This is a genomic window from Pseudoalteromonas sp. APC 3694 (genome assembly GCF_030407565.1).
GTDB classification, from domain to species: domain Bacteria; phylum Pseudomonadota; class Gammaproteobacteria; order Enterobacterales; family Alteromonadaceae; genus Pseudoalteromonas; species Pseudoalteromonas tetraodonis.
The window spans coordinates 57,334-82,644 of record NZ_JASDDE010000012.1 but is presented as its reverse complement, the minus strand read 5'-3'; the positions used below and the strand labels follow the sequence as shown (position 1 = coordinate 82,644).

Genomic DNA, 25,311 nt, shown 5'->3' with positions numbered 1-25,311 from the left:
ATGTTGATAAAATGGATGAAAAAGCCTACACCAAAGCCATTATTGAAGACTTTGGCAGAGATGACGGCCCTGACATCATGATAGTGGTTGATAAACTGCTAACGGGCTTTGATGAGCCAAAGAACACCGTACTGTATATTGATAAACCTCTAAAAGAACATAACCTTATTCAAGCCATTGCCCGTGTAAACCGTTTACATAGCAAAAAGCAGTTTGGTTACTTAATTGATTACCGAGGCATTTTAAAAGAGCTTGATACCACCATTGAAAAGTACCAAGACCTTGCGGAGCGAACTCAAGGCGGCTTTGATATTGATGATCTGAAAGGTTTATATAACCGAATGGATACGGAATACAAAAAGCTTCCGGGGCTGCACAGCGATTTGTGGGCGATATTCGATGGTGTTAAAAACAAACAAGATGGCCCCGCTTTACGCCAAGCACTAGCACCGAAAGTGCATGAGGTTGATGGTAAGCTTACCGACACCAACCTTAAAAAGCGTGATGATTTTTACTCAATACTTACGGCATTTTCAAACTGTATGAAAGTAGCGCTGCAATCTGCCACCTACTTTGAAGATAAGTCATTCGACAACAAGCGCGACCTATACAAACGAGACTTAAAAGCCTTTGTAGATTTACGTAAACAAGTACGTGAGGATGCCGACGAAACCATTAACTATGACGAATACGCAGAAGATATCCGTAGCTTGCTCGATAAACACATAGCGGGTATTGAAGTAAAAGAACCTGACGGGGCGTATTTAGTCGGTAACTTGGGCAAAGACGTTAAACCACAGGATATGAGCGATGACGAAGCGCGTAACCAAACAGATAAAATCACTGGCCGAATCACTAAGATGATTGAGCAAGACTTAGCTGACGATCCGTATGCGCAGGAATATTTTTCTAAGATGCTTAAAAAGGCCATTGAAGATGCCAAAGCGATGTTTGATGCGCCAGTAAAGCAGTACATATTGTTCGCTGATTTTGAGCAAGAAGTAAAAGACCGCAAGATCGCTGATGTTCCCAATGACTTTATGGATGACGCAGGCAAGTTAAACAAACATGGCCAAGCCTATTTTGGCCTGTTCAAACATTTATTCGATAGTGAGCTTTTAACTGAAAAGGCACTGGATAATGAGAAATTGGTAGCGCTTGCTTTTGATATTGATGCCGTCGTAAATGACGCGGTTGCTGAGTATTCCATTAATCCAGCAGAGATTGAAAACGCTATTCACATGAAGTTATTACCCATACTGTTTGCTGAGCTTGGCCTTGATAACGCACAAAAGCTGATTGAAGAAGTGTTAAAACGAGCAAGGTTAGGATTATCACGAGGTGATTTTTAGTGTCTAATTTAACATTAGCTGCTGAGATCCAAACAACGACCAATGAACACGGTGTTTTTACTTATGGTAACGACACCATTCGCTATGAGGTTATTCGTAAAACAAAGCCTAGTGATACCGCTAAAAAAGTAGCACGTAAGGTCATTATTAAGGTTCACCCTGATCAGCGTGTTGTTGCGACTGTGCCTTATGATGCGAGTGATGACGCTATTGTTGATGCCATGCATAAGTGTGCAAGATGGATATGGCAAAGTATTAATGACTTTGCAAAGCAAAAAGACACGGTATTACATAAACGTTATGTAAGTGGCGAAACCCAATTTTATTTAGGTAAGCGCTATGTACTCAAGGTCATTGTTGATGCTGAGCAAGTGCCCAGTGTGAAGCTCAGCCGAGGCAAATTGAACGTCACACTCAAGTATGAAATAAGCAAAGATACTGCCCCGGATAGTCAAGGTAGCCGCGCTGCGAAAATTAAACCACTTATTGACAAATGGTATCAACACAAAGCTAAAGCTATTTTTCATGAGCGACTAGCCGAATTGCTGCCTAAAGCTTCATGGGTAACAGGCATTCCGTCTTTTCGTGTGATGGCAATGAAAAAGCAATGGGGAAGCTGCTCTACCAAGGGTAACTTGATGCTCAACCCACACCTTGTTAAAGCCCCGAAAGAATGTATTGATTACGTGATACTACACGAGCTTTGCCATATTGTTGAACACAATCACAGTGAGCGCTTTTGGCGTTTACTAACTCAAGTAATGCCAAACTGGAAAGAAGTAAAAGCTAAACTGGACGATATGGCTGAGATGTATTTAAATGAGTAAAGCACTTCTTAGTAATTTAACTAATAAGTGTTGAAGCTATTACTAATCACTACCGGTGTGCTAGATCTGACGTTACTTATTTTTAAGCATATGGCTGTTAGTTTAGATTTGAGCTACTCCCTAAATATACTTATTCTTTAATGGTTTTATTAGCCTATTTTATTTGCATCGATAGCTGATTTAGGCATATCTAAGCCTTGCTTTTTTGATAAAACCTTCGCTTTGACACAGTTCAATAATGATGAGAAGCTATTGCAAAGCATGCTTACTAAGTTAGCGGTGTTAAGTGAGTCATATTCCGCTGAGCTTCAAAAAGACATACCTAACCTGAACTCTGGTTAAGAGATTTACTAACATATTGAATCATCGTTATATTTAATTTTATTTTCTCTAGCCAGAGGTTTTCAGTGAAAACAAGGCGAATTTACGCGTCAATAGCTGGCCTATTGCAAGTAAATTCAACGCAGTTAGCGCTGAAAACAGCTGCTTGAGATAAGTTTATTATCCGGAGCTCAGGTTACCTACTATTGAAATGGTACGCTTAGTGCATAGTCTAAAAGGGATTGCAGGAAACTTAGGGTTTAACCGATTATTATTATGTGCTCAACATACTGAGCAATTATTAAAAGTGGGCGACAAGAACGCTAATGCTGCAATTAAAGAGCTGATAATACAGTTAAAACAAGTTCATATTTATATAAAAATTTTAGATGTAAGCAATGATAAATAAAGCAAAAATATTAATTGTAGATGACGATGCGCTTAACCGAATCATTTTAGAAAAAACCTTAAGCGATGAGCATGATGTTTACTTAGTGACAAGCGGTGAAGACGCGCTGGCGTTTGTTAAACACACGCCAGTAGACTTAATCATTTTAGATATCATGATGCCTGGTATGAATGGTTATGAAGTACTCGTACAGCTAAAAGAGAACAGTATAAGCCAGGCTATTCCTATTATTTTTATCTCTGCAAACAACCGTCATGAAGATGAGGTAAAGGGGCTAGAGCTCGGCGCAATGGATTATATTGGTAAGCCATTTAGTGCCGCTATTGTGAAAGTTAGAGTGCGGAACCAGTTATTAATTAAGCAAAAAAATGATTTGCTAGAAATACTTGTCTCTATTGATGGCTTAACAGAAATACCCAATAGACGTTATTTAGATGAGAACTTAGAAAGAGAGTGGCGTAGAAGTAAGCGTAACAACTCTCCTTTGTGCGTTTTACTCATAGATATTGATCATTTTAAACGTTATAACGACTACTATGGCCACCGAGCTGGAGACGAATGTTTAAAAACAGTGGCAAAAACGTTAGCCGCGCAATGTGAGCGTGGCGGTGATTTTGTTGCGCGTTACGGCGGTGAAGAATTTGTGGCCGTATTACCAGAAACCAATCAGCAAGGTGCAATCGCTTTTGCCAACAAGTTACGTAACGCCGTTAATGATTTGAATATTGAACATAATGCGTCTTTAAACGCTACACACGTCACCATTAGCATCGGTATTGCTTCTAGTGAGAGTAGCCAAGCTTACACTGAAAAAGCATTGTTAGAAGAAGCTGACTCCGGTTTGTATAATGCGAAAAAGTTAGGGCGCAATCAAATTAGCGCCCAATAAATGCTGTAGTTACTTAGTTTGTCAGCATTTGCAGTGCTGAGGCACCAATACCAACTAATTTATCATTTTTAAATACCAACGGTGTGCATTCATCTTTAGTCATTTTACCATCTGAATGGATGCTGTGCGTTGCATAAAATAAGACTTGGTAAACATCCTCTTCTTTTTTGAGTAATTCGGTGAAGTCAGGTGTTTTTAGGGTTTTTAATACCGACTGATAAGAGCTATCCATTGCCAAGCCTGAAATAATTTCACGATTATTCTTATGTGTTGCTTGCCAGCTAGAAGAACTATTACCAGCCCAATGACCTTCCGCTTCGCCATCGGATACAGCAATAACACAGCCAGTTAAAAAAGGAGCGGTGAGGGCGGCGATTAAAAGCGTTTTTTTCATTTTTTATTATCCTAGATGATTAATTACAGACTTTAGAGCAAAGACTAGGCCAGTTTTTTAATCCTTTAAAAATCAATGGGTTGTTATTGTTGTGTTTGGTGGGGTGGTGGCTTTTTTAAGAAATAAAATTAAAAAGCCACTTTTTAGTTATTTTGACTAACTTAATTTAACGGTATTAAACCAAGCGATTACGCGACTCTTGTTGACTAAATGCAGCGATATTTAAACTCACTTCTTTAACCAAGCGCACAATAGATTCGGTACTGGCCCACGCGATATGTGGGGTTAGTAGTAAGTTATCTCCCGTGTAATTGGCCAGTGGATTGTTGTGCTCAGCAGGCTCTTTGGTTAGTACGTCAACACCTGCACCAGCAATCACATTGGTTTTTAAGGCTTGTGCTAAGCCGGCTTCGTTAATGATCCCCCCGCGCGCGGTGTTAATAATAAGCGCAGTTGGTTTCATCATTTTTAATTCATTAAGCGTAATTAAGTCACGCGTTTCATCATTAAGTGGGCAATGTACGCTGATAATATCCGCTGTTTTTATTGCAGTTTCAAAAGGCGTGCGTCCTTGGCGACACTCAGCACCTTTGCGCTCTGCAACAATGACATGAGCACCAAAGGCTTCAGCCACTTTAGATACAGCATTGCCCAGAGTTCCCCCACCAATAATGGCTAATGTTTTACCTTGAATGTCATTAAAGCTGTAATCAAGGCGACAAAACATGTCACTTTTTTGCCATGCGCCTTGTTGGCAGTCCGCTTGGTAGCGATGAGTATTGCCTAATAAGTTAGTAATTAACGAAAAGGTATGCTGCACAACCGAGGGGGTTGAATAACCAGCAACATTGGTTACCGCAATGCCTAAATCTTTCGCGGCATTTAAATCAACATTATTGGTGCCGGTGGCACTAACACAAATAAGTTTGAGTGATGTTAATTGTGCCATGGTGTCACGATTAATCACTACTTTATTGGTGATTAACACCTCTGCATTTTGGCTATGTGCTAGCACTTGCTCTGGGCTAGTTAGCTGATGCACGGTAAGCTTTCCCAGTGCTGAGATACAATCAAGTGAGGTGTTTGCCAGTGTGGCGTTATCAAGAATTGTTATGTTCACGGTGTGTCCTAATAGTGTATGTGTTAAGGGAATAATAACCCCTGTACGCAAAATGCTTGTGATAAAAAGAGTATCATCTATTTGAATGTTATTGGGTTTATCATGTTGCGTTTACATTAGCAGTTGTAGAGCCATATTTAAATGTGGTCTGCCCACTGACGGTTAACTTGCATGTTATTATGATCAACTGCCTTGCTAAGTTAACTTGAACAAAGTGCTGTTAGTAGGGTCTACCCATTTAAATTAATAATTAATAGCCATAGTTTATACGTATGCGTTGTTAGCAAGACAGCTTGGCTCGGCGTTAAACTATAACGCTATGAAAACTCAGTAAATCGAACTTTAGTATTGCTAGTTTCGTATTTTTGATTGAGTTATAATCAAAATCAGACACAGCGGGGCGTTTTAACGCGCCGTTTTTAACTTTGTAGATGCAGTAAATGATTGAATTAGAAGATAAGTACGCAGATATAAGACCTTACAATGACGATGAAGTTGCTGCCTCATTAGCGCGATTAATTAACGATAATGCGTTTATTGATGTAATTGCAAAATACAATTTGCCACGCTTTATATCCGCAGTTGGGTTTTTAGCACGCGCTATAATAAAGCATCAGTTGCGCAAAAAGTGGGGCAAAGTTAAAACGGTTGAAGATGTACAAAATGAAGTGGCACATTACTTAAATAAATTAATAAAACGTACCACCTCAAAAGTCACTTTTTCTGGCTTAGAAGACTTAGACCCTAATCAAGCCTATCTTTTTGTTTCAAACCACAGAGATATTGTACTTGACCCTGCACTGGTTAATTGGGGCTTATTCCAGCATAAAATGAAAACAGTGAGAATTGCGATTGGCGATAACTTGCTGCAAATTCCTTACATTACTGAGCTTATGCGCTTAAATAAAAGTTTTATTGTGAAACGCTCAGCAAAAGCCCCAAAAGAGATGTTAAAAGCGCTGACTCAGTTATCGGCTTATATTTATGATTCACTCAGTAGCGGGCACTCAATTTGGATTGCACAAAAAGAAGGGCGCGCTAAAGATGGGGTTGATCAAACTGATCCTGCGCTTTTAAAAATGTTGCAACTTAATGGCCGTAAACAAAAGAAAGAATTTGGCGAATACATTAAAGAGCTCAAAGTGGTGCCGGTTGCAATCTCTTACCAATACGAACCATGTGCAATTGCCAAGGCAAAAGAGCTATATCATAAACAACATCATGGCAAGTATGTTAAATCGGCGGGTGAAGATATTGCCAGCATTGTTGAAGGGTTTAGTTCAGCCAAAGGGCATGTGCATTTATCGTTTGGTCAGCCCATTGAGTCAGGTTGTGACAGTGCCGATGAACTGGCAAAAACCATTGATAAGCAAATTATTGATTCGTTTTACTTACACCCAGGCAACTTTATTGCTGCTGGTTGCACTGAGGCGGTGATCAATAAAAATGACGCAGCACAGTTTGAAGAACGTTTGGCCAAGGTGCCAGAAGAGTTAAGGGCTTTGGTTTTAGCTATGTATGCCAAGCCATTTCATCGAAAAACACAAGTAGATGAACAAAGCTGTGAGCAGTAATTAACAGTTTAAGCTAACAACAAAGCAGCAATTTATTTGCTGCTTTTTTTTTGCACAAAAATAGCGCTATACTCAGGCTATGCTTTTAATACCGGAGGGTAAAATGCAACAAATTGAAATATTTGATATTCCTAGCCCTTGTAAAGGTATTTGCTTAGTTAATAATCGCGGTTATTGCAAAGGCTGCTATCGCAGTCGCGATGAACGTTTTTCTTGGAATTCGTTAACGAATTCCCAAAAGAAAAAAGTATTGAATTTATGCCAGCAGCGCTATAAACGTTACTTACAGCAAAAAAATAAAGTGGCACAATCATCACCGCAAGCAGATCAACAAGGTTTTGATTTTTAAAACTGTAGGTTGTATTTTGACCTGAGTTTTGCAACTGCGCCGTTATTGTGTAACTTATCCAGTGTTGCTTCTAGCTGGGGAACAATATCCGCATGACTGTTATGTAAATAATGATAAAGCGGGTAGGTTGTAACTACTTGTTTTTCATAGCAGCCTAAAGAGGGGGGAATGGTTTTATTTGCCATCGCAAAATCAATAAGTAACGCTCCTTGTACTTTTTGCTGGATCAGTAAGTTAAGCTGCGTATTATTATTTTTAACTTCAATTACCTTACCTTGAAAATCAATACTGTCTAAATATCGCTGTTGCACAGGGTAACTGGCAATAATGGCAATGCTATCTATGGTTTTAGTGGAGCTGGGCTCACAGTGTTTATAAAGCTCAAGGTTAAATTTAAAGAGTGGATAGTTAACTCGAATTAAATTTTTATAGGCACTTTCAATACTGATATCGCGAGCAAGCTGCCCATCCAACATGCCATTATCCGCTGCAAATAATGCATTTTGACGATTAAAATCGACAATATTTAGTTTAAAGCCCATATCTGCATAGGCCAATTGTAATAGCTCAATGGTATAGTTTGCTTGTTGAGTGTTTTGCGGGCGATTAAATGTGTAGCTATAACTGTGCGCAAAAGACATATTACTAAAAACTAAGCACAGTAATACCAGCAATCCGTTAAAGCGTTTAAGCACGTCAGTATTTCCAATTAATTGCGGCAAGATAATAAGCGGCTATAGTAACAAATTGTCTGTCTTTTGCACAGTTTGCATTAGTAATCTTGCAACAGTTACCACCAACAATTATTGATTACGTTGAATTATTTACAGTCGCTTATTTTTATTAGTTATTGAGTTAGTTTTTTATAAGTTTAAACGTATAATCTACGTTTTATTGAGCGAGGGGTTGTTGACCTTTGCGGATGAAAATTTGTTCAAACTAGGGGCGCTCGGCGCGAGTTGTTTAATCTAGTGGGCTAGTAAAAGTCGAGCAAAGCCTCCGTGTGCTGCTCACGGCCCTTACCTGTATTCATGCAGGCAACAATAAGTTTATAGCCCCTAATAATTGGAGTGAATATGAGTTTTAATCTGTGTAACTTGCCGCGAGAGCAAAAGTATCAAATTCAGTTAGATTACGAGGCCTCATTTTGGGCTTATCAAATTAAGCGCGGTAAAAAAACGCGTGAGCAAGTGTACGACACTCTGCATAGTCGTCCTGTTGCAGAGCAAGGTGTTTTAAAACAAAAATTTGAGCAGTATTTGGCTATTATGCTTAGCTAGGGTTTGCCTACTATGCTTGTAATTAAACAATTAGAATCAATTAAAACGCCCTTAGTTAATAAGTTTTATACGTTACATCACGTCCGCGGCCGTGCTAACAAACAGGATCAAGTCTGGGTCGCTTACGATAATAATACGATTATTGCCGCCTGCCGGTTACAGAATAAGCCCACTTTTTTATTTTTATCAACGGTGTTCGTGGCTCCTTCTTATCGTTTAAAGGGGGTGGCAACCCAGTTATTAGTTGCCCTTTTAAATGCGCAAACAGAACCAGTTTACACCTTTGCTTATCAACGCCTTACTGATTTTTATCAAGCACTTGGTTTTAACCAAGTGTTAACATATACTCCTGCATTATTAACGCTATTTGATGCCTATAAGCACCGAAATATTACCGCATTGAAATATCAATAAAACATAAATTAGCAATAGGACAAGCATGGGTATGAGTATTAATGGGTTTATCACAGCCATATTTGTGCTGTTTATGCTCATAAGCGTTGAAGTAACAGCGCAAGTAAAACGATTATCCCCAAGCGAAGGCTTATCTCAAAGTTACGTTAATACCATGCTTATCGATAACAATGGGTATTTATGGCTCTCTACTGAGGGAGGCCTTAACCGATACGATGGCTATCAAGTTATTCCAATCAATGGCCCTAATGGTGAGTTAGAAGAGGCGATCATCGATCGCATATATCAAGACCAACAAGGGCATATCTGGATTGCCTCCTTATTAGCAGGCTTGTTCAGATACGATCCGAAAACGGATACCTACCAACAATACATAGAAAAACCTGTCACAGAAGAGCAAATACTACAGCAGTCCGTTTTTACTATGTTAGCCACCGATGATAAAACCTTATGGATTGGACAAGGCCGAGAGTTTGCAAAACTCGATATAGACAACGGCTCTATTACCTCATTATTTACACTTCCTGAGCAATTTGAAAATGCGTTTGTGCGTACTTTGTTTCATTATAACGGTTATATTTTTATAGGTAGCACAGACGGCGCGTATGTTTTTAACATCGCAACACAGCAGGTAAGGCCACTCGAGTACTTGAGCGAAACGGATGTACATATTTATCAAAAGAATGTGAAATCATTTGCGCTAGGTAATAACAATCAGTTGCTTGTAGGTGCGGTTAAGGGCTTATACGCTGTTGATATTAGTAATTTAGAGGCAATGTTTAACAACCGCGAACAATCATTTACAAGCCAAAAATTACTGGCCGATTTGAATGTTTGGGATATTGATAATCAGCAAGGAGTGCTCGATTTAGCAACAGATAAAGGCCTGCTTTGTTTTAATTTAACTACTAAAAAAGTGGTAAAAAATAAACGTATCCAACAGAGTAAGTACACCCTCGCCGATAACAGTATTATTGATATGGTGAAAGATAAATCGGGCGGAATGTGGCTAGCCACTAAAACCGATGGTGCGTTTTATTTATCGGGCGACAATTACAAGTTTTATAATGTAGAGGGAAATGCACTGGTTGGGGATGGTTTATCACATCATTCGGTATGGTCAATTAAGGAGTTCCAAGAAAAGCTATGGTTAGGCACACACAATGGTTTAACTGCGGTTGATTTAAAAAGTAATCGCTCAAAGGTGTATTTAAAAGATTATAAAGTCGATTTACTGACCACAGAGTTTACTATTTTCAAAATTATGCCTTACAAAGATAAACTCTGGTTGCACTCAAACCGAGGATTATTCATTTTTGACCCGCAAACTCAGCAACTTACCCAACCAAAAACCAACAGTCCTACCAATCAGATTTTTTTAAATGATTGGATGCATGGCCTGACATTGCTACCAAACGGGGATTTGTATTTTGTACACCCAGATCATGGTATGTTTAAATATAATATTGATAGCCGACAATTAGTTCACTTAAAAGGCGAATTAGCACAATTTGACCCTTTTTTAGCGCATGGCTTTTTACCCCCATTACCGAACCAACCCGAGAAGCCATTATTTTTTAGTGGTGGCGTTTTATATCAATTTAACCCCAATGATTTAAGTTTAAACACCATTTATAAAGTGCCAAAACACCATGAAAATGTAGCCGTTAGTATTCTTTCCTACGTGGTAGATGGGCAAGACATACTTTGGCTATCGTTATCTAATTTTGGGCTGATTGGTATAGATGCAACGACCTATGAGTTAGTGCACACAATTGATTTAGATAAAAATAAACTCGGTACCTTGTTGTACGATATGGTTCTTGATGAAGAGGGAATGATTTGGATGAGTAGCCATAAAGGAATATGGCGACTAAATCCTGAAACAATTCATTTTCAGCAATTTACAACATCAGATGGGGTGCTCTCTGCTGAGTTTAATAATGGCGCTATGGCTAAGTTAGCGGATGGTCGAATTGCCTTCGGTAGCCTCAAGGGTTTTACCTACTTTGACCCTAAAGACAATAAAAATAGCCAAGGTTTATTAGATCAGGTCAATATCACGCGCATCAACTTAATGTCTCGGGACTTGTCTATAAATTTACAGCAGCCATTAAAAAATATCACTTTAAACCATGATGATATCGGGCTTGAGATTGCATTTTCAGCGATGTCATTTAGCTTCCAAGAGCGCATTATTTATGAATATCAGCTCGATAAAGGTAAAAAAAGTTATACCCGAAATAATCGAGTGGTGTTTCCTAAATTAAACCCCGGCAGTTACCAGTTAAAAGTCTGGGCAAAAGACCCACTGACCGGCGACTATACTGCGCCAGCCACGTTAAATATTAAAGTGAAATATCCGCTATGGCGTGCTCCATACTTTTTAGCGCTTTATGCCATTTTATTGATCACCATAGTGACTGCATGGGTAATGAGGCGCAACAAAATACAGCGTATCTTATTGGCAGCACACAAAGAAAGCCAAGACAGTGAGGCGCGTTTAAAGCTTGCACTAGAGGGAAGTGAGTCCGGGGTATGGGATTGGCAGGCGAGCCAGTTAAATATTTATCAGCCTAGATTAGTCAACGAATTAGGCTACGAGGATGACTCGGTGAGTTTAGATGCCTACCTAGAAAAAATTCACCCTCAAGAGCGTGCTATTTTTAGGTTGGAGTGGTTAGAATTTTTATCAACAGATAAAGGGTATTTTAATTGTACCTACCGATTACGCCACGCCAAAGGTCATTGGCGCTGGTACAAAGATTTTGGCAAGGTGGTTGAATGGGACAAAAAAACGCCGCAAAAAGTAGCCGGTACGTATACCAATATGACACGCGAAAGGGTGTTTGAAGAGCATGCGCGGTTATTTACCGCCGCGTTTGAACAAACCCGAGATTGGGTGTTTATCTTAGATAAAAACTTTAATATACGTGCCTCAAATAAATCGCTGCAAAGCGCTTTTGGCTTATCAGCAGAGCCTCGTTCAACCCGTGCGCTTAATTTGGGAATGTCCCGCAGTAGCTATTTTGATTATTTACGAATTATGCAAAAGCTTGAAGTGGGCGAACATTTTTCATGTGAAGACACTGTCGTTCTGGCAAACAAAGAGCAACGCCATGTACTGGTTAAAATAAGCGCCGTAGCTGATGAAAGCCAAAGGCTGAGTAGTTTCGTGATTATTTTAACGGATATTCATGCACAAAAGTCAGCTGAGAGCGAACTGCATATACTGGCTAATTACGATTCACTTACTGGGCTGCCAAACAGAACCTTGTTTAACGACAGAGCTATACATGCCATCGATCAGGCGCGCCGCCATCAGTGTAAAGTGGCTTTGTTACACGTTAATATAAAACGGTTTAAGTATTTTAATGATTCATTTGGCACAGAAAACGCCAATGAGATAATAAAGCTGGTGGCGAACCGCTTGAAAACAGCATTACGTCCTTGTGATAGCGTCGCGCGTTTAGGCGGTGATGAATTTGTAATTCTAGTTGAAGATATTCAGCAAATAGAAGAAGTATTACTTATATGCACCAAACTAATGGATTGCGTGAGTAAAGACATTGTTATGAATCAGCAAAGCGTCAATGTACACCTAAGTATTGGTGTGGCTATTTTCCCTGATGATGCCGTGCATTATAAAGCACTATTGAAAGCATCAAATGTGGCGCTTTATTATGCTAAAGATGGCTTGGAAGGGTGTTATAAGTTTTACAAACAAGAAATGAATCAACGTGTTGAAAGAGCGATGCATTTAGAATCACAGTTGATCAAAGCTTATCATGAACATGAATTTTGTAATTATTATCAACCCATTATTAATGCGTCTACGCAAAAAACAGTGGGCTTTGAGGTGTTACTACGCTGGCCTTATAATCAGTTAGCGAGTACACAAGAGTTTGCAAACGTAGCTGAAAATATAGGTTTAATCACTAAAATAATGCTACAAACATTTAAGCGTGCTTTGGTGCAGTTAGCTCGTTGGCGTAAAGTGTGTCCTGATCTATACCTATCAATTAACCTCTCAGCACTGGATTTTGAATTTATCGGACTCGTCCCTGAAATATCCCAAGCACTAAACAATGCAGCACTGCCGCCCGAGGCTATTGTATTTGAAATAACAGAGTCTATTTTAATGCGAGACTCAGAACATGCGCTTAAAAATATGGACTTATTAAAGCAACTAGGCTGTAAGTTGTACATGGATGATTTTGGAACAGGGTATGCCTCGTTAACTTATTTGAAGCGCTTTCCGATTGATGTATTAAAAATAGATCGCAGCTTTGTGCAAGATATTGGTATTGATTCGGATAACGAAGCGATTATTCAATCTACACTAACTTTAGCAAGCAGTTTAGGTAAAGAGTGTATTGCTGAAGGGGTTGAAAGCGCACATCAGTTGGCTTTTTTAAAAGCGCAAGGTTGTAGCTACTTTCAAGGTTACTTGTTTAGTAAAGCGGTGCCTAAAGAGCAGGTGCTTGAGCTTATTGAGCACGATTGGCATCCTGTATTCTCACAAGCTTAAAGCGCCGCTTAATACATTATTTTATTAAGGAACCTGAACTCTGGATAATAAATCAATCTCAAGCAGCTATTTTCAGCGCTAACTGCGTTGAATTTACTTGCAATAGGCTAGCTATTGACGCGTAATTTCGCCTTGTTTTCACTGGAAATCTCTGGCTAGAGAAAAATAAACATAAATATCATTTTTGATTCAATACGTGAGTAAATCTCTTAACCAGAGTTCAGGTTAAGGACGCTTACCACAGTGACGGCAAAATAAGTGTGAGCTGCGTTTATTTAGCTCCGCTTTTATTGCTTTATTGGCCTCTAGTTTACTTAGCCCTAGTTTGTAGCGTAACTCCTCAAGGTGATGCATCTGCTCATCAGTGAGCTTACCATCGGTTATTTTCTCGTGGGTGGCATCTTCAAATAGCTGGCGACGTTTGCGTACTTGCTCTGAGAAACTCGACGCTAATAAACCGGTTGGTATGGCAACCATCCCCATACTCACCAAAGTGATTACGCCACCAAATAGTTTACCAATAGGCGTTATAGGTACAACATCGCCATAACCAACCGTAGTTAGGGTTGCCATTGCCCACCACATGGCTGCAGGAATAGAGCCGAACTTGTCTGGTTGAATGTCGTGTTCTAATAAATAAATACCGCAAGAGGCTAAAATAAGTACCACAGACATAATAAAAAATGCCGCCAGTAATGAACTCGATTCATCAATAAACGCCTGCAATAACAATTGCATTGCTCGAGAATAACGGGTGAGCTTAAATACCCGCAACAACCGCAGTACCCGTAAAAAACGTAAATCGATAGCAAAGAAAAACATTAATAAACTAGGCAAAATGGCAATTAAATCGATAATTGCCAGTGGTGATAAAATATATCGAATCCGTTTTTGTGTATTTGAGCAATTCATGGAGGCGTACTTTACGCGATCGACACAAGTCCAAGCACGTATTAGGTATTCAGCACTAAATATGGCAACCGATACCAGCTCTAACATTAAAAATTCGTTGTAGTACTCAGTGGCAATGCTATGCACTGATTCGAGTACGATGGCCACCACATTAATCATAATGATGCTGATCAGTATGACATCTAAAATGTGTCCCGCTCGCTGATACTTACCTGACGCTTCAAATACTTGGTTTATGGTTTGTCTTAGTTTACGCATAGTACCTATTACAATGTGAGCAGCATATTGATACTGCCTTCTTCAAAATCACGACTTATTTTAAACCCGAGTTTACGAGCCAACTCAATCATGCCGGTATTTTCTGGCAGGGTGATACCTTCAACCGTTTTCACGCCTTGGCGTCTGCAGTGAGAAATAGCCGCGTTCATTAAAATACGCCCTAACCCAAGTCCTTGGCAATCAGAACGTACCACAATGGCAAACTCTGCTTGTAAGTTATCGGGATCCATAATCACTCGCGAAACCCCTAATGTGTGTTGTTGCTCGTCTTGTGTTTGGGTAACAATAAATGCCATCTCGCGGTCGTAATCAATTTGCGTCATTTTAGCGAGTTGATCATGGTTAAATTGTGGCAATTCACCAAAAAAGCGCTTGTATCTATCTTCTTTGCTTAAGGAGCGGTCAAACTCTTGATGTGCCTGCTCATCTTCAGGTTTGATTGGTCTGAGCGTTGCTAAGGTCTTATTTTTTAGGGTCACCGTTTCAACCAGCTCAATAGGATAAGGGCGGATTGATAAACGTTTTCGGTGCGCCTGAACCTGATACTGATTTAGGTTCATGGTGGCATCAAGGACTAAAAACTGCCCATTACTGGCTAAAATAGGATTTAGCTCTAATGAGGTGATATCGGGTTGATCTACGACCAATTGAGAAATTCGAGTTAGTAGTGAACACAAGCGATATTTATCTACTTTTTCTGGCAGAATGCGATCTTTAAGAACTCCCTTATCATGGGCGGCGGCAATTAAATATTTAGCTAGGTTCATATTCAGTGGTGGCAAGGCCACCGCCGCTTGAGCGTACTCAAGCCCTGTGCCAGCTTCACCTAATAAAATAACTGGCCCAAAATTAGGCTCTGTTTTAATGGCTATGCGCAGCTCATTGGCACCTGCTCTAGGCGCCATTTTTTGTAACGAAAAGCCATCAATAATAGCATCAGGGTAGGTGTTTTTTATTCTTAACAGCATGGCAAATGCCGTTTGCTCGACCTCTTGTGCATCATTGAGGTTGAGTACTACGCCACCGACTTCAGACTTAGAGGGAATACTGGGGCTCATCAATTTTAATGCGACCGGAAAACCTAGCTCTATTGCTTGCTCTTTGGCCTCGGTAGGGGTGTAGGCTACTTCAGTTTGGATACAGTCTATACCGTAGCTACTTAAAATTTGACTCGCTTGATGGGTTGATAAGTAATGTTGCTCATCATTTAAAAACTCTTTAATAGCTGCTTTCGCTGCTACTTTATTAATAGTCGCATCATCGGTGTTTGATTCTGGCGTTTGGGTTAAATGTTTTTGGTTACGACGATAGCTTACTAAGTGCATAAAGGCACCTACTGCGCCTTCTGGGGTACGATAGGTCGGAATGGCGTTATTCGCGCAGATGCGTCTGGCTGCAAATGCAGCATCTTCTCCCATGAAATTAGTGATCACATACGGGCGTGCCATTTTCGGTAATTTATTCAGTGCCTCAACAATAACCTGAGCGTAATTTTCACTCGGGGCCAATGCCGATGGAGTATGAATGATCAGTAAGTTTTTAACTTCTTTAGCATTTAGTAATATTTCCAACGCATGCTTGTAACGCACTGGCGCAGAATCGCCAAAGATATCGACAGGGTTGGATGTTGTGTCTGAATGTGGGATCACTTTATTGAGTGCTTCGCGCGTTTCATCACTAAGCTGAGCAAGTTTACCTGAGCTTTGAATAAGTTCATCAACGGCCATCACTCCAGGGCCGCCGCCATTAGTTAATATAGTTAGCTGCTCTACTTGCAATAATTTGGGGTGCATTGCTAAGGTTTGAGTGGCGGCAAAGAGTTCACGCAAATCATTTACTCTTAACATCCCTGCACGTTGAAACATGGCATCATATACTGCATCTGAGCTTTGTTTTCCGCCGGTGTGTATTTCAGCGGCAAGAGCGCCTGCACTGGTTCTGCCCGTTTTAATGGCAATAACGGGCTTAGAAAATGCCGCCGCACGCGCGGCAGAAATAAAGCTGCGAATATCATTAATATTATCTATGTAAAGTAGGATAGCTTTGGTTTTAGCATCGCGGCCTAAAAAGTCGAGTATTTCGTCAAACTCAATATCTAAACAATCTCCCATAGATACAAAGTATGAAAAGCCAATTTCTTTATTTTTAGCCCAATCAAGAATCGTTGAACAAACAGCCGCTGATTGCGACACAAAAGCCAGTTTACCTGGCGTGGCAACAGTGTGCGAAAAACTCGCGTTTAAACCTATGTGCGGAATAAGTAACCCTAAGCAATTTGAGCCAAGCAGCGTCACTTTATGCTTTGCAGCGTTATCTTTAAGTTCTTGTTTTTGAGTACTTGTTAGACCATCAGCAATAATAATAGCGCTATGGCACCCCAGCGTACCTAGCTGTTCAATAATTTTCATTAAGGTGTTTTTATTGGTACAGATAACGGCTAAATCAGGTACTTTGGGGAGGGCTTCAATACTTGGGTAAGCCAATACGCCATGCACTGCAGTATGATTGGGTGTAACAGGCATGATGGGCCCTTTAAAGCCCCCTTGTAATAAATTACGCATTACCACATTACCAGCCCGAGTGGGGGTGTTTGATGCCCCAATAACAGCGACTGAGCTTGGATTAAAAAACTGGCTAATACGTTTTAGACTCATTGCGTTTCCTTGGCTGATTAAGTTTTGCTATCTATACCTTCTCAATGTAACCTGTTTATAGTGTTTTTTCGAGCGTGAACGTGCATATTATTGATATCGGTCAAGGAGACTAAGGTGAATAAAATATCGAATGTAACCGTTGTTATGGCAGCGGCGTGTTTAAGCATTGGCCTAATTGCATTGGGTTTTATTATAAAAGGGGCTGCGCTTGATATTAAAGGGATGGAGCGCACGGTGCAGGTAAAAGGGTTAGCTGAACGTGAAGTTGTGGCTGATACCGTTATTTGGCCTTTGCAGTTTAACGATGCCGACAACAATCTTGAAAAGCTTGTTGAGCGAGTTGAGCAAAAAAACGATGCGGTGATTGCTTTTTTAAAGTTACACGGCTTTGATGATCAAGAAATATCGACAGGTACTCAATCTATTATTGATAAGCAAGCCCGTGAATACGCGAATGATAACCAAAAGTTTAGGTATGTTATTAGCTCAAATATTATTGTTTACTCCAATGCTCCTGATAAAGTTAAAAACGCACTGAGCAAAGTGAGTCAGCTAGCTAAACAAAATATAGCTATTGTGCAAGACAACTATCAAACCCGTATTGAGTATATTTTTACTGGGCTTAACGATATAAAACCAGCCATGGTGCAAGAAGCCACAGAAAAAGCTCGTGAAGTGGCAGATAAGTTTGCTAAAGATTCAAATTCACGCTTAGGTAAAATTAAAACCGCTCGCCAAGGGCAGTTTAGCATTAGCGATCGGGATTCAAACACGCCGCAAATTAAAAACGTACGTGTTGTTACCAGCGTAGAATATTACTTATCAGATTAGAGCCGCCACTTGTTCAGTAGAGCGCTGTAAATAAGCGGCGCTCAGTAGCAAGGTTATCTCGCTTGGGGGATTATTTTTTAATGCCTCAAGTATTTGTAATTTTGCTGCAGGATTTTGTTTTTGCTCTATTTCTATTAATGCGAGCAAGGCCGAAAATTCATGTTTTACCGGAATGTTTGGCTTATGTGCATAGGCGATGTAACTGGCAACCGGAGTGAGCCCTTGCTTATTTGTATGTGCTAATGCATGTAGTAACTCTTCGTTAGATTCAAATAACATTAACGAGCGAACATAGTTAAAAGGCAGTTGTGTGGGCATTGCTTGCTTAAATACATTATGCAGGGCGTTATTGCCAGAGTCGTCTGTACTAATAAATCCCTTATTTAATTTAAGTGCAGGCGTAAAAAAACTCAGTGCGTCTAAACTGGTTAGTTTTTCAATAAACGGCGCTGGTGGCGTATTGGTGGTTAAAATACGCACGGCGATGTTTTGCATAAAATCGTATTTAATACTCATGCGTAGCGCAATTTCAAACAGGTAATTAAGCTGTATTACTTGCTGTGCCTCAGTGAGCTTTTTAAAATCGTTATCTAGCTCATCAAACTGCTGTTGTTTAATACGCGCATTGAGTAGCTGTATGCTTAGATCCATTCTGTTCTCCTTGAGTTCCAACTTTATCCTAGCTTAATTTACCTGAGCTCCGGATAATAAACTTATCTCAAGCAGCTGTTTTCAGCGCTAACTGCGTTGAATTTACTTGCAATAGGCCAGCTATTGACGCGTAAATTCGCCTTGTTTTCACTGAAAACCTCTGGCTAGAGAAAATAAAATTAAATATAACGATGATTCAATATGTTAGTAAATCTCTTAACCAGAGTTCAGGTTAATTTTTTGTTTTATAAAACAAAAGGCCGCAATTGCGACCTTTTATACCTTTAAGTAAATACTTAAAAATTAAGCTTGTTTGCTGGCAATCCACTCATTAACGAAGTTTTCTAGTACGTTTAATGGTACAGGGCCATTTTTAAGCACTACATCGTGGAACTGGCGGATATCAAACTTATCGCCAAGTTGCATTTTAGCATCTTCACGTAGTTCTAAAATTTTCAGCATACCTACTTTGTAAGCCGTTGCTTGAGAGGGCATTACAATATGACGCTCAACCATTTTTACACCGTCAGAAGTGGCGTTAGGGGTGTTGTTAACGTAGTAATCAATACCTTCTTGACGAGTCCACTTCATTGCGTGAATACCGGTATCAACCACTAAACGACATGCACGCCATAATTCCATGGCTAAGCGACCAAAATCTGAATACGGGTCTTCGTAAAGGCCCATTTCTTTTGGTAGTAATTCTGAGTATAACCCCCAGCCTTCAATGTAGGCTGTGTAACCACCAAATTTACGGAACTTAGGTACACCTTCAAGTTCTTGTGAAATGGCAATTTGCATATGGTGACCCGGAATCCCCTCATGATAAGCCAAGGCTTCCATTTGGTATGTAGGCATTGCTTCCATGTCGTATAGGTTGGCGTAGTAAATACCTGGGCGAGAACCATCTGGCGCAGGTTGTTGATAAAACGCTTTACCTGCCGCTTTTTCACGGAATGCTTCAACACGTTTTACAATCATGTCGGCTTTTGGTTTTACAACAAACAGCTCATCTAAGCGTGTTTTCATGTTATCAATTAAGCCTTTAGCTTCACTTAAGTACTGTGTTTTACCAGCTTCAGTGTTAGCTAAATAAAATTGCTTGTCGGTTTTCATAAACTGCATAAAGGCGTTTAAGTCGCCCTCAAAACCGACTTTATCTTTAATGGCACGCATTTCATCATGAATACGTGATACTTCAGCAAGGCCAATGGCATGAATTTCTTTTGCTGTAAGGTCTGTGGTGGTGGTGCGTTTCAGTGCGTTATTGTAAAACGCTTCGCCATTAGGGAATTTCCAAGCACCGTCACGGTCATCAGCACGTTTTTCTAACTGTGCAATGTAGTTAATTAACTTAGAGTAAGCAGGTTTAACCGCTGTTTTTAATGCTTCAGTCGCTTTACTAATAAGTGCATCTTTTTCAGCTTGGTCTATTTCTAAGGCATTAACTTTGCGTTTAAAGTCAGCTAAAAGCGTAGAATCTTCACCTTGTTCAAACGGCGCACCTTTAATGATGTTTTTGCTTGAATCAATGACGTGTGGAAATACAAATTTAGGCGCGATGATGTTTTTATCGGCGCGAATTTCTAAGCCAGTAATAAGCTGATCAAATACACCCGGTACCCCATTTAAACGAGCAATGTAATCGTTGGCTTCTTTTACGTTGCTAATTTGATGCTGGTTGATTAAAAAAGCCGGCACCATAGAGTGCGTACCAAACATTTGGTTTACTGGGTAGTTATGGTAACGCCATTTGAAATCAGCAATGCTGGCTTCTAAATCTTGTTTTTTTAAATCATAACTTACTTGGGTTGCTGTATCTAATTGCGCACGATCAATGCTGTTGAGTGTGACCAAATCGGCTTTAGCTTGTGCAAGGTCTTTAAGGGCTTTTTCTTCGCTGTTGTCATCCCATTTATCGTAATCTTTTTTGATGCCCATGTAGGTTTGATAAACTGGGCTGCTCATGACATCACGATTAAAAGTGTCTTCAAAAAAAGCATTCGCTTTATCAATTTCACTTTGAACAGGTTGAGCTTGAACCGCAGGTGCAGGCGTTGATTGTTGTGTTGCTTGTTGGCAACCTGCAAGCAGTGCCACACTAATGGTGGCAGCAATTAGAGTAAGTTTACGCATTCGTTTCCCTTTTGTTGTTAGAAACCTATTATTGTCACTAAACAAATAACGCAAGTAGATCATTTAAAAAACGTTGCCCTTGGAGTGTAACGTGCCAGTGGCTGTCTGTTTTTGTTAGTAAACCGGCATTAATGGCTTTATCTAGTGCATGCTGTTGGCTTTGCAGTGGTTGCTGCGTCAGCGCATTAAAATCATTTATAGGGCATGGCTCTGTTAAACGAAAGCGATTCATAAAAAATTCAAACGCTAAGTCGTCTTGTTCTACTTGCCAGCTTTTGTACAAGTAGGGCTTAATAATGTCCATGTAGCCCCGTGGGTGTTTAACCTTTTCAGTGCGTGTTATCACCCCCGTTTTCGCATCAGTAACCTTACCATGCGCGCCGCAGCCAATGCCAAGATAATCGCCAAACCGCCAATAATTCAAGTTATGTTGGCATTGATAGCCAGGTTTTGCATACCCTGATATTTCATATTGCTGATAGCCAGCTTGTGCTAATAATGCTTGGCCTTGCTCTTGAATATCCCATAAGGTTTCATCTTGTGGCAAAGTCGGCGGTTTTGAAGCAAATTGCGTATTGGGCTCAATGGTGAGCTGATACCAAGAAATATGCGGTGGATTGAGCGCAATAATTTGTTTTAAATCACTCAGTGCATCATCAAGAGACTGCTCTGGTAAGCCATGCATTAAGTCAAGGTTAAAGCTATTTAACCCTGCTTCACTGGCTTGCTGTGCAGCATAACTGGCTTCATCGGCACCATGAATTCGACCTAGGGCTTTTAACTTATCGTCCTGCATGCTTTGCACGCCGATAGAGATACGGTTAATGCCTGCTTTTACATAATCTTTGAAACGGCCAGTTTCTACTGTGCCGGGATTTGCTTCAAGGGTTATTTCACAGTTATCGGTTAAGCCAATTAGGCTATCTACTTCCTTGAGTAAACGGGTGTATGCCGCGCCGGTTAATAGGCTTGGTGTGCCGCCACCTATAAAAATACTGTGAATTTTACGCCCTTGTACTAAGTGTAAATCAGCTTTTAAATCGTCGATTAAATGCTGCACATACTCAGCTTCAGGGATGTCACCTTTTTGCCCGTGGCTATTAAAGTCGCAGTAAGGGCACTTTTGCACGCACCAAGGCACGTGCACATATAAACTCAGTGGAGGAAGGTTCACAGGCCGCCTTTGTGTTGTAACTCTTGTAGTAATTTATTAAGTGCTTGCCCACGGTGACTTAGTGCATTCTTCTGCTCTTTTGTAAGCTCTGCACTGGTACAATTTTCTGATGGTACAAAAAAGATAGGATCGTAACCAAAGCCACCTTTACCGTGTTGGCTAAGGGTAATTTCGCCCTCCCAGCTAGCACTGCAAATAAGTGGAGTAGGGTCGTCGGCATGACGCATTAGTACCAACACACACCAAAAACGAGCGCGGCGGTTAGGGTTATCGCCTAAATCAGCCAGTAATTTATCGATATTATCTTGATCGCTTGCGCTATTTCCTGCAAAACGAGCAGAGTAAACACCGGGTGCGCCATTCAGGCCATCAACTTCTAAGCCTGAATCATCTGCAATAGCAGGCAGTCCGGTAATTTTAGCCGCATGACGCGCTTTAATTATCGCGTTTTCTACAAACGTGGTGCCTGTTTCGTCTACGTCACTGACATTAAAGTCGCTTTGCGGTACAACATTAATATTAAATGAGCTGAGCATGTTAGCCAGCTCATTCACTTTTCCGGGGTTGCCGGTTGCAAGAACTAAGGTGTTGGTCATATTTAATCTACGTAAAATTTTTGCTTAAACTTTAATGTTTGAAACTGATTACCTTGTTGGATTTCAATTTCAAAACGTAAAATCTCTTCGTTGGTGTAATCTACTTGTGCTAGGTAATAAGTTGAATCGCCTTCAACGACTTCTTTAAAGTTAAGGGTTTGCTTGTTACCTAATAAGTTTTTAGCGGTACCTTGTAATGTCGCTTTTTGCGCTGTTTTATCAGTATCATTTTTTAAGATGGAAATATTAACAATACCTTTGTAGCCACTGCGTTCCAGGCCATACGTTTTGGCTATTTGCGGTTGAATAAACGTTGATGGAAAGGCTATGTAATGAACTTGCCAAGGGCCTAGTTCTTTATACTGGGCGCCTTGTTCTTGTGCGCTGTGTGCATTAAATGCTAAAGCGAGACAAGCAATAAAACAAAACTTTATTAAACGTTGCATGGTTAACTCCTGAGTATGTAAAAAAGAGGCGCTAGGCCTCTTTTATATTACGTTATGCTTAAGCTAAAAGGTCCATTAGCAGCATTTGTAAAAACTGAATGCCGATGATAAGTACCAGTACCGATAAATCTAATCCCCCTAGTGGCGGTAAGATTTTACGGATTGGCTTTAGCATTGGCTCAGTAAGCTGATGGAATACCGCTTCAATTGGGTTATAGCCTTGGCTTACCCAGCTTAAAATAGCGCGGATGATTAATACCCAAAAGACTAAATTTAAACCTTCTTTTAAAACAGTTATTAGTGCCTGTATAAGCACAGGTTGAATAGCCCAAGAGCTATAAATAAGCCACATTAATGTACTTATTTTTGCCGCAGCCACTATAAATGCCAGCAACAAAGAGGCTAAATCAAGCCCGCCTAGCCCTGGAATGATTTTTCGCAGCGGGTTAACTGCAAACGAAGTGGCTTTGACCACAAATTGGCTCATTGGGTTGTAAAAGTCGGCTTTTGCCCACTGTAGCCAAAAACGCAGTAGTACCACCATTAAAAATAGATCAAACAAGGTGCTAATTAAAAATTGCATGGCATTCATAGTATAACCTTCAATAAAAAATGGTTTTAAAGTTCTTGTTCCATTTGCACTGCACGCGCAATACATGCATCCATTGCATCGCCTACGGTTTTAGTTAAACCTTGTGCTTTTAAATGCTCAACGGCTGCATGCGTGGTACCGCCTTTTGATGTCACATTTGAGCGTAATTGTGAAATGCTAATATCTGGTTGGCTAAGTGCCATTTCAGCTGCGCCTAGGGCGGTTTGCTGCACTAAGCGGCGTGCGTCTTCATCACTAAACCCAAGCGCTTTGGCTTTTTCTTCAATGGCTTCCATAAATAAGAAAAAGTAAGCCGGCGAAGAGCCTGTCACAGCAATCACGTCGTTTATTTGCGACTCTTTTTCAACCCATACAACAATGCCTGTACATTCAAATACTTGCTGTACAAACTCATGCTCGCTTTGGGTTTCGCCTGCACCATATAAGCCAGATACACCACGACCAAGTAATGATGGCGTATTTGGCATACAACGTACCATTTTTACATCTTGACCAAGCATTTCACGTAAGCGCTTAACGGTTAAGCCTGCCGCGACTGAGATAAATAATTTATCGCTAAAGTCGACACCTGAATCTTGAAATGATTGGCATAAATCGCCCATCATTTGTGGTTTAACAGACAAAACAATGACATCGGCATCGCGCATAGCTTCGTTATTGTCACTGGTGGTTTGCACCTTAAAGTCGGCAGCTACCTTAGCTAGTTTTTCTTGGTTGCGGTTAGTCGCAATAATATTATTTGCGTTAAAGCCGTTTTTTACCATGCCACCAATGATGGCGTAGCTCATATTACCTGTGCCTATAAATGCGATTTTTTTATCTGACATATGTCTGTTATCACCTTTTAAGTTCGTGTTCCAAAAATATCTGTGCCGATCCTCACCATGGTTGAACCTGCCGCTATGGCAGCCTCTACATCGTTACTCATCCCCATCGACAATGTATCTATATGAGGATATTGGGTCTGTAGTTTATCAAAGCAAGTTTGTAATTGCTCAAAATATTGAATTTGCGTGTTTGCATCGTCGCTTTTAGCGGGAATAGCCATCAGTCCGCGCAACTGTAAATGGGCACATTGATCTATATATTGCGCCAGCTCAGTGATTTCATTGGGGTGACAACCAGACTTTGCTTCTTCTTCGCTAATATTGACTTGAATAAGTACATTCAGTGGCGGCATTGTCTCAGGGCGTTGACTGTTTAATCGCTTGGCTATTTTAAGTCTGTCTACACTTTGCACCCAAGCAAAATTGGCAGCGACTAAAGCACTTTTATTTGACTGAATAGGGCCAATGAAATGCCAAACAATATCGCTAAATGTGGCTAGTTGCGCTATTTTATCTACAGCCTCTTGAACATAAGATTCACCAAATTGACGTTGCCCTTGCTCATAAGCTGCCATAATATCAGTAGCAGGTTTGGTTTTAGATACTGCAAGTAACGTAATATCGTTACTATTACGTTGTGCTTTGTGCGCTGCCTCTGCAATTCTAGCGTAGGCGGATGTGAGTCGTTCTGCTATTGTAACCATATATTTATCAGTTAGTTGTGGAGTCATA

Annotated in this window: 22 protein-coding genes and 1 pseudogene; 10 read left to right on the top strand and 13 right to left on the bottom strand. The window is 40.3% G+C overall.

Annotated elements, in window-relative coordinates; all coding sequences use genetic code 11:
• The 4 genes and pseudogenes from QMA00_RS06675 to QMA00_RS06660 form a co-directional block, all read left to right on the top strand.
• Positions 1 to 1,352 (top strand): annotated as a pseudogene (locus QMA00_RS06675) (type I restriction endonuclease subunit R); the annotation flags it as partial.
• On the top strand, positions 1,352 to 2,179 hold the full coding sequence (locus tag QMA00_RS06670; protein ID WP_076922123.1) for a SprT family zinc-dependent metalloprotease: 828 nt from the start codon (positions 1,352 to 1,354) through the stop codon (positions 2,177 to 2,179). The pseudogene QMA00_RS06675 and the gene QMA00_RS06670, both read left to right, overlap by 1 nt.
• A gap of 532 nt (positions 2,180 to 2,711) precedes the next feature.
• Positions 2,712 to 2,909: an Hpt domain-containing protein gene (locus QMA00_RS06665; RefSeq protein ID WP_356947888.1), complete on the top strand. Its 198-nt coding sequence runs from the start codon at positions 2,712 to 2,714 to the stop codon at positions 2,907 to 2,909.
• Positions 2,899 to 3,798: a diguanylate cyclase gene (locus QMA00_RS06660; protein ID WP_076922122.1), complete on the top strand. Its 900-nt coding sequence runs from the start codon at positions 2,899 to 2,901 to the stop codon at positions 3,796 to 3,798. The genes QMA00_RS06665 and QMA00_RS06660 overlap by 11 nt, the downstream gene beginning before the upstream one ends.
• Positions 3,799 to 3,811: 13 nt before the next feature.
• Here the strand turns inward: QMA00_RS06660 and QMA00_RS06655 are convergent, their stop codons facing one another.
• Entirely contained in the window at positions 3,812 to 4,192 is a 381-nt protein-coding gene (locus QMA00_RS06655) for a DUF3192 domain-containing protein (RefSeq protein ID WP_013465869.1), read from the bottom strand.
• Positions 4,193 to 4,367: 175 nt separating this feature from the next.
• Positions 4,368 to 5,312, bottom strand: a complete 945-nt coding sequence (locus tag QMA00_RS06650; RefSeq protein WP_076922121.1) for a D-2-hydroxyacid dehydrogenase — start codon at positions 5,310 to 5,312, stop codon at positions 4,368 to 4,370.
• A 440-nt stretch (positions 5,313 to 5,752) separates the two neighbouring features.
• Between QMA00_RS06650 and QMA00_RS06645 the strand changes: the two genes are divergently transcribed.
• On the top strand, positions 5,753 to 6,886 hold the full coding sequence (locus tag QMA00_RS06645) for a 1-acyl-sn-glycerol-3-phosphate acyltransferase (RefSeq protein WP_076922120.1): 1,134 nt from the start codon (positions 5,753 to 5,755) through the stop codon (positions 6,884 to 6,886).
• A 103-nt stretch (positions 6,887 to 6,989) separates the two neighbouring features.
• Positions 6,990 to 7,235 (top strand): DUF1289 domain-containing protein, encoded by a 246-nt coding sequence (locus QMA00_RS06640; RefSeq protein WP_076922119.1) that lies wholly within the window; start codon positions 6,990 to 6,992, stop codon positions 7,233 to 7,235.
• Here the strand turns inward: QMA00_RS06640 and QMA00_RS06635 are convergent.
• Positions 7,232 to 7,957, bottom strand: coding sequence for a transporter substrate-binding domain-containing protein (locus tag QMA00_RS06635; RefSeq protein ID WP_290156514.1), 726 nt, complete (start codon positions 7,955 to 7,957; stop codon positions 7,232 to 7,234). The two genes, QMA00_RS06640 and QMA00_RS06635, sit on opposite strands and share 4 nt — an antisense overlap.
• A 354-nt stretch (positions 7,958 to 8,311) precedes the next feature.
• Here QMA00_RS06635 and QMA00_RS06630 point away from each other — a divergent pair, with 354 nt between their 5' ends.
• The 3 genes from QMA00_RS06630 to QMA00_RS06620 are packed head-to-tail and all read left to right on the top strand — an operon-like array spanning position 8,312 to position 13,460.
• A complete protein-coding gene (locus QMA00_RS06630; protein ID WP_013465864.1) occupies positions 8,312 to 8,515 on the top strand; it encodes a DUF3283 family protein in 204 nt (67 codons plus the stop codon).
• A 12-nt stretch (positions 8,516 to 8,527) separates the two neighbouring features.
• Complete coding sequence (locus QMA00_RS06625; RefSeq protein WP_076922118.1) at positions 8,528 to 8,929, top strand: GNAT family N-acetyltransferase; 402 nt, start codon at positions 8,528 to 8,530, stop codon at positions 8,927 to 8,929.
• Between the two features lie 25 nt (positions 8,930 to 8,954).
• Positions 8,955 to 13,460: an EAL domain-containing protein gene (locus QMA00_RS06620; RefSeq protein ID WP_290156511.1), complete on the top strand. Its 4,506-nt coding sequence runs from the start codon at positions 8,955 to 8,957 to the stop codon at positions 13,458 to 13,460.
• 225 nt (positions 13,461 to 13,685) lie between these two features.
• On the opposite strand, the gene QMA00_RS06615 is transcribed toward QMA00_RS06620, so the two are convergent.
• Complete coding sequence (locus QMA00_RS06615; protein ID WP_076922116.1) at positions 13,686 to 14,630, bottom strand: ion transporter; 945 nt, start codon at positions 14,628 to 14,630, stop codon at positions 13,686 to 13,688.
• A gap of 8 nt (positions 14,631 to 14,638) precedes the next feature.
• Positions 14,639 to 17,305, bottom strand: a complete 2,667-nt coding sequence (locus tag QMA00_RS06610; RefSeq protein ID WP_138627324.1) for a bifunctional acetate--CoA ligase family protein/GNAT family N-acetyltransferase — start codon at positions 17,303 to 17,305, stop codon at positions 14,639 to 14,641.
• A 114-nt stretch (positions 17,306 to 17,419) separates the two neighbouring features.
• Here QMA00_RS06610 and QMA00_RS06605 point away from each other — a divergent pair, with 114 nt between their 5' ends.
• Positions 17,420 to 18,136 (top strand): SIMPL domain-containing protein, encoded by a 717-nt coding sequence (locus QMA00_RS06605; protein ID WP_008467710.1) that lies wholly within the window; start codon positions 17,420 to 17,422, stop codon positions 18,134 to 18,136.
• Here the strand turns inward: QMA00_RS06605 and QMA00_RS06600 are convergent.
• The 8 genes from QMA00_RS06600 to QMA00_RS06565 all read right to left on the bottom strand — a co-directional run bounded on the left by QMA00_RS06600 (position 18,128) and on the right by QMA00_RS06565 (position 25,310).
• Positions 18,128 to 18,787 carry a hypothetical protein gene (locus tag QMA00_RS06600; protein WP_076922114.1) on the bottom strand — a complete coding sequence of 220 codons (660 nt, stop codon included), beginning with the start codon at positions 18,785 to 18,787 and terminating at the stop codon, positions 18,128 to 18,130. The two genes, QMA00_RS06605 and QMA00_RS06600, sit on opposite strands and share 9 nt — an antisense overlap.
• Before the next feature lie 303 nt (positions 18,788 to 19,090).
• The gene (locus tag QMA00_RS06595; RefSeq protein ID WP_076922113.1) at positions 19,091 to 20,923 is read right to left on the bottom strand and encodes a DUF885 domain-containing protein; all 1,833 of its coding nucleotides are present in this window, start codon (positions 20,921 to 20,923) and stop codon (positions 19,091 to 19,093) included.
• Between the two features lie 37 nt (positions 20,924 to 20,960).
• Positions 20,961 to 22,097 carry a radical SAM family heme chaperone HemW gene (hemW, locus tag QMA00_RS06590; protein ID WP_290156505.1) on the bottom strand — a complete coding sequence of 379 codons (1,137 nt, stop codon included), beginning with the start codon at positions 22,095 to 22,097 and terminating at the stop codon, positions 20,961 to 20,963.
• On the bottom strand, positions 22,094 to 22,693 hold the full coding sequence (locus QMA00_RS06585; RefSeq protein ID WP_290156503.1) for an XTP/dITP diphosphatase: 600 nt from the start codon (positions 22,691 to 22,693) through the stop codon (positions 22,094 to 22,096). Before QMA00_RS06585 ends, hemW begins: the two co-directional genes overlap by 4 nt.
• Before the next feature lie 2 nt (positions 22,694 to 22,695).
• On the bottom strand, positions 22,696 to 23,139 hold the full coding sequence (locus QMA00_RS06580) for a DUF4426 domain-containing protein (protein ID WP_290156501.1): 444 nt from the start codon (positions 23,137 to 23,139) through the stop codon (positions 22,696 to 22,698).
• 58 nt (positions 23,140 to 23,197) lie between these two features.
• Complete coding sequence (locus tag QMA00_RS06575; RefSeq protein WP_008113334.1) at positions 23,198 to 23,731, bottom strand: YggT family protein; 534 nt, start codon at positions 23,729 to 23,731, stop codon at positions 23,198 to 23,200.
• Between the two features lie 26 nt (positions 23,732 to 23,757).
• A complete protein-coding gene (gene proC / locus QMA00_RS06570) occupies positions 23,758 to 24,579 on the bottom strand; it encodes a pyrroline-5-carboxylate reductase (RefSeq protein WP_290156497.1) in 822 nt (273 codons plus the stop codon).
• 17 nt (positions 24,580 to 24,596) lie between these two features.
• Positions 24,597 to 25,310 (bottom strand): YggS family pyridoxal phosphate-dependent enzyme, encoded by a 714-nt coding sequence (locus QMA00_RS06565; protein WP_076922112.1) that lies wholly within the window; start codon positions 25,308 to 25,310, stop codon positions 24,597 to 24,599.
• Position 25,311: the final 1 nt, after the last annotated feature.

What these genes read in the sequence shown, in the direction of transcription:
- QMA00_RS06665 (WP_356947888.1), top strand. Translation starts at nt 2,712, where the DNA reads ATGGTACGCTTAGTGCATAGTCTAAAAGGGATTGCAGGAAACTTAGGG.
- QMA00_RS06660 (WP_076922122.1), top strand. Translation starts at nt 2,899, where the DNA reads ATGATAAATAAAGCAAAAATATTAATTGTAGATGACGATGCGCTTAAC.
- QMA00_RS06655 (WP_013465869.1), bottom strand. Translation starts at nt 4,192, where the DNA reads ATGAAAAAAACGCTTTTAATCGCCGCCCTCACCGCTCCTTTTTTAACT.
- QMA00_RS06645 (WP_076922120.1), top strand. Translation starts at nt 5,753, where the DNA reads ATGATTGAATTAGAAGATAAGTACGCAGATATAAGACCTTACAATGAC.
- QMA00_RS06640 (WP_076922119.1), top strand. Translation starts at nt 6,990, where the DNA reads ATGCAACAAATTGAAATATTTGATATTCCTAGCCCTTGTAAAGGTATT.
- QMA00_RS06630 (WP_013465864.1), top strand. Translation starts at nt 8,312, where the DNA reads ATGAGTTTTAATCTGTGTAACTTGCCGCGAGAGCAAAAGTATCAAATT.
- QMA00_RS06625 (WP_076922118.1), top strand. Translation starts at nt 8,528, where the DNA reads ATGCTTGTAATTAAACAATTAGAATCAATTAAAACGCCCTTAGTTAAT.
- QMA00_RS06620 (WP_290156511.1), top strand. Translation starts at nt 8,955, where the DNA reads ATGGGTATGAGTATTAATGGGTTTATCACAGCCATATTTGTGCTGTTT.
- QMA00_RS06615 (WP_076922116.1), bottom strand. Translation starts at nt 14,630, where the DNA reads ATGCGTAAACTAAGACAAACCATAAACCAAGTATTTGAAGCGTCAGGT.
- QMA00_RS06610 (WP_138627324.1), bottom strand. Translation starts at nt 17,305, where the DNA reads ATGAGTCTAAAACGTATTAGCCAGTTTTTTAATCCAAGCTCAGTCGCT.
- QMA00_RS06600 (WP_076922114.1), bottom strand. Translation starts at nt 18,787, where the DNA reads ATGGATCTAAGCATACAGCTACTCAATGCGCGTATTAAACAACAGCAG.
- QMA00_RS06595 (WP_076922113.1), bottom strand. Translation starts at nt 20,923, where the DNA reads ATGCGTAAACTTACTCTAATTGCTGCCACCATTAGTGTGGCACTGCTT.
- QMA00_RS06585 (WP_290156503.1), bottom strand. Translation starts at nt 22,693, where the DNA reads ATGACCAACACCTTAGTTCTTGCAACCGGCAACCCCGGAAAAGTGAAT.
- QMA00_RS06580 (WP_290156501.1), bottom strand. Translation starts at nt 23,139, where the DNA reads ATGCAACGTTTAATAAAGTTTTGTTTTATTGCTTGTCTCGCTTTAGCA.
- QMA00_RS06575 (WP_008113334.1), bottom strand. Translation starts at nt 23,731, where the DNA reads ATGAATGCCATGCAATTTTTAATTAGCACCTTGTTTGATCTATTTTTA.
- proC (WP_290156497.1), bottom strand. Translation starts at nt 24,579, where the DNA reads ATGTCAGATAAAAAAATCGCATTTATAGGCACAGGTAATATGAGCTAC.
- QMA00_RS06565 (WP_076922112.1), bottom strand. Translation starts at nt 25,310, where the DNA reads ATGACTCCACAACTAACTGATAAATATATGGTTACAATAGCAGAACGA.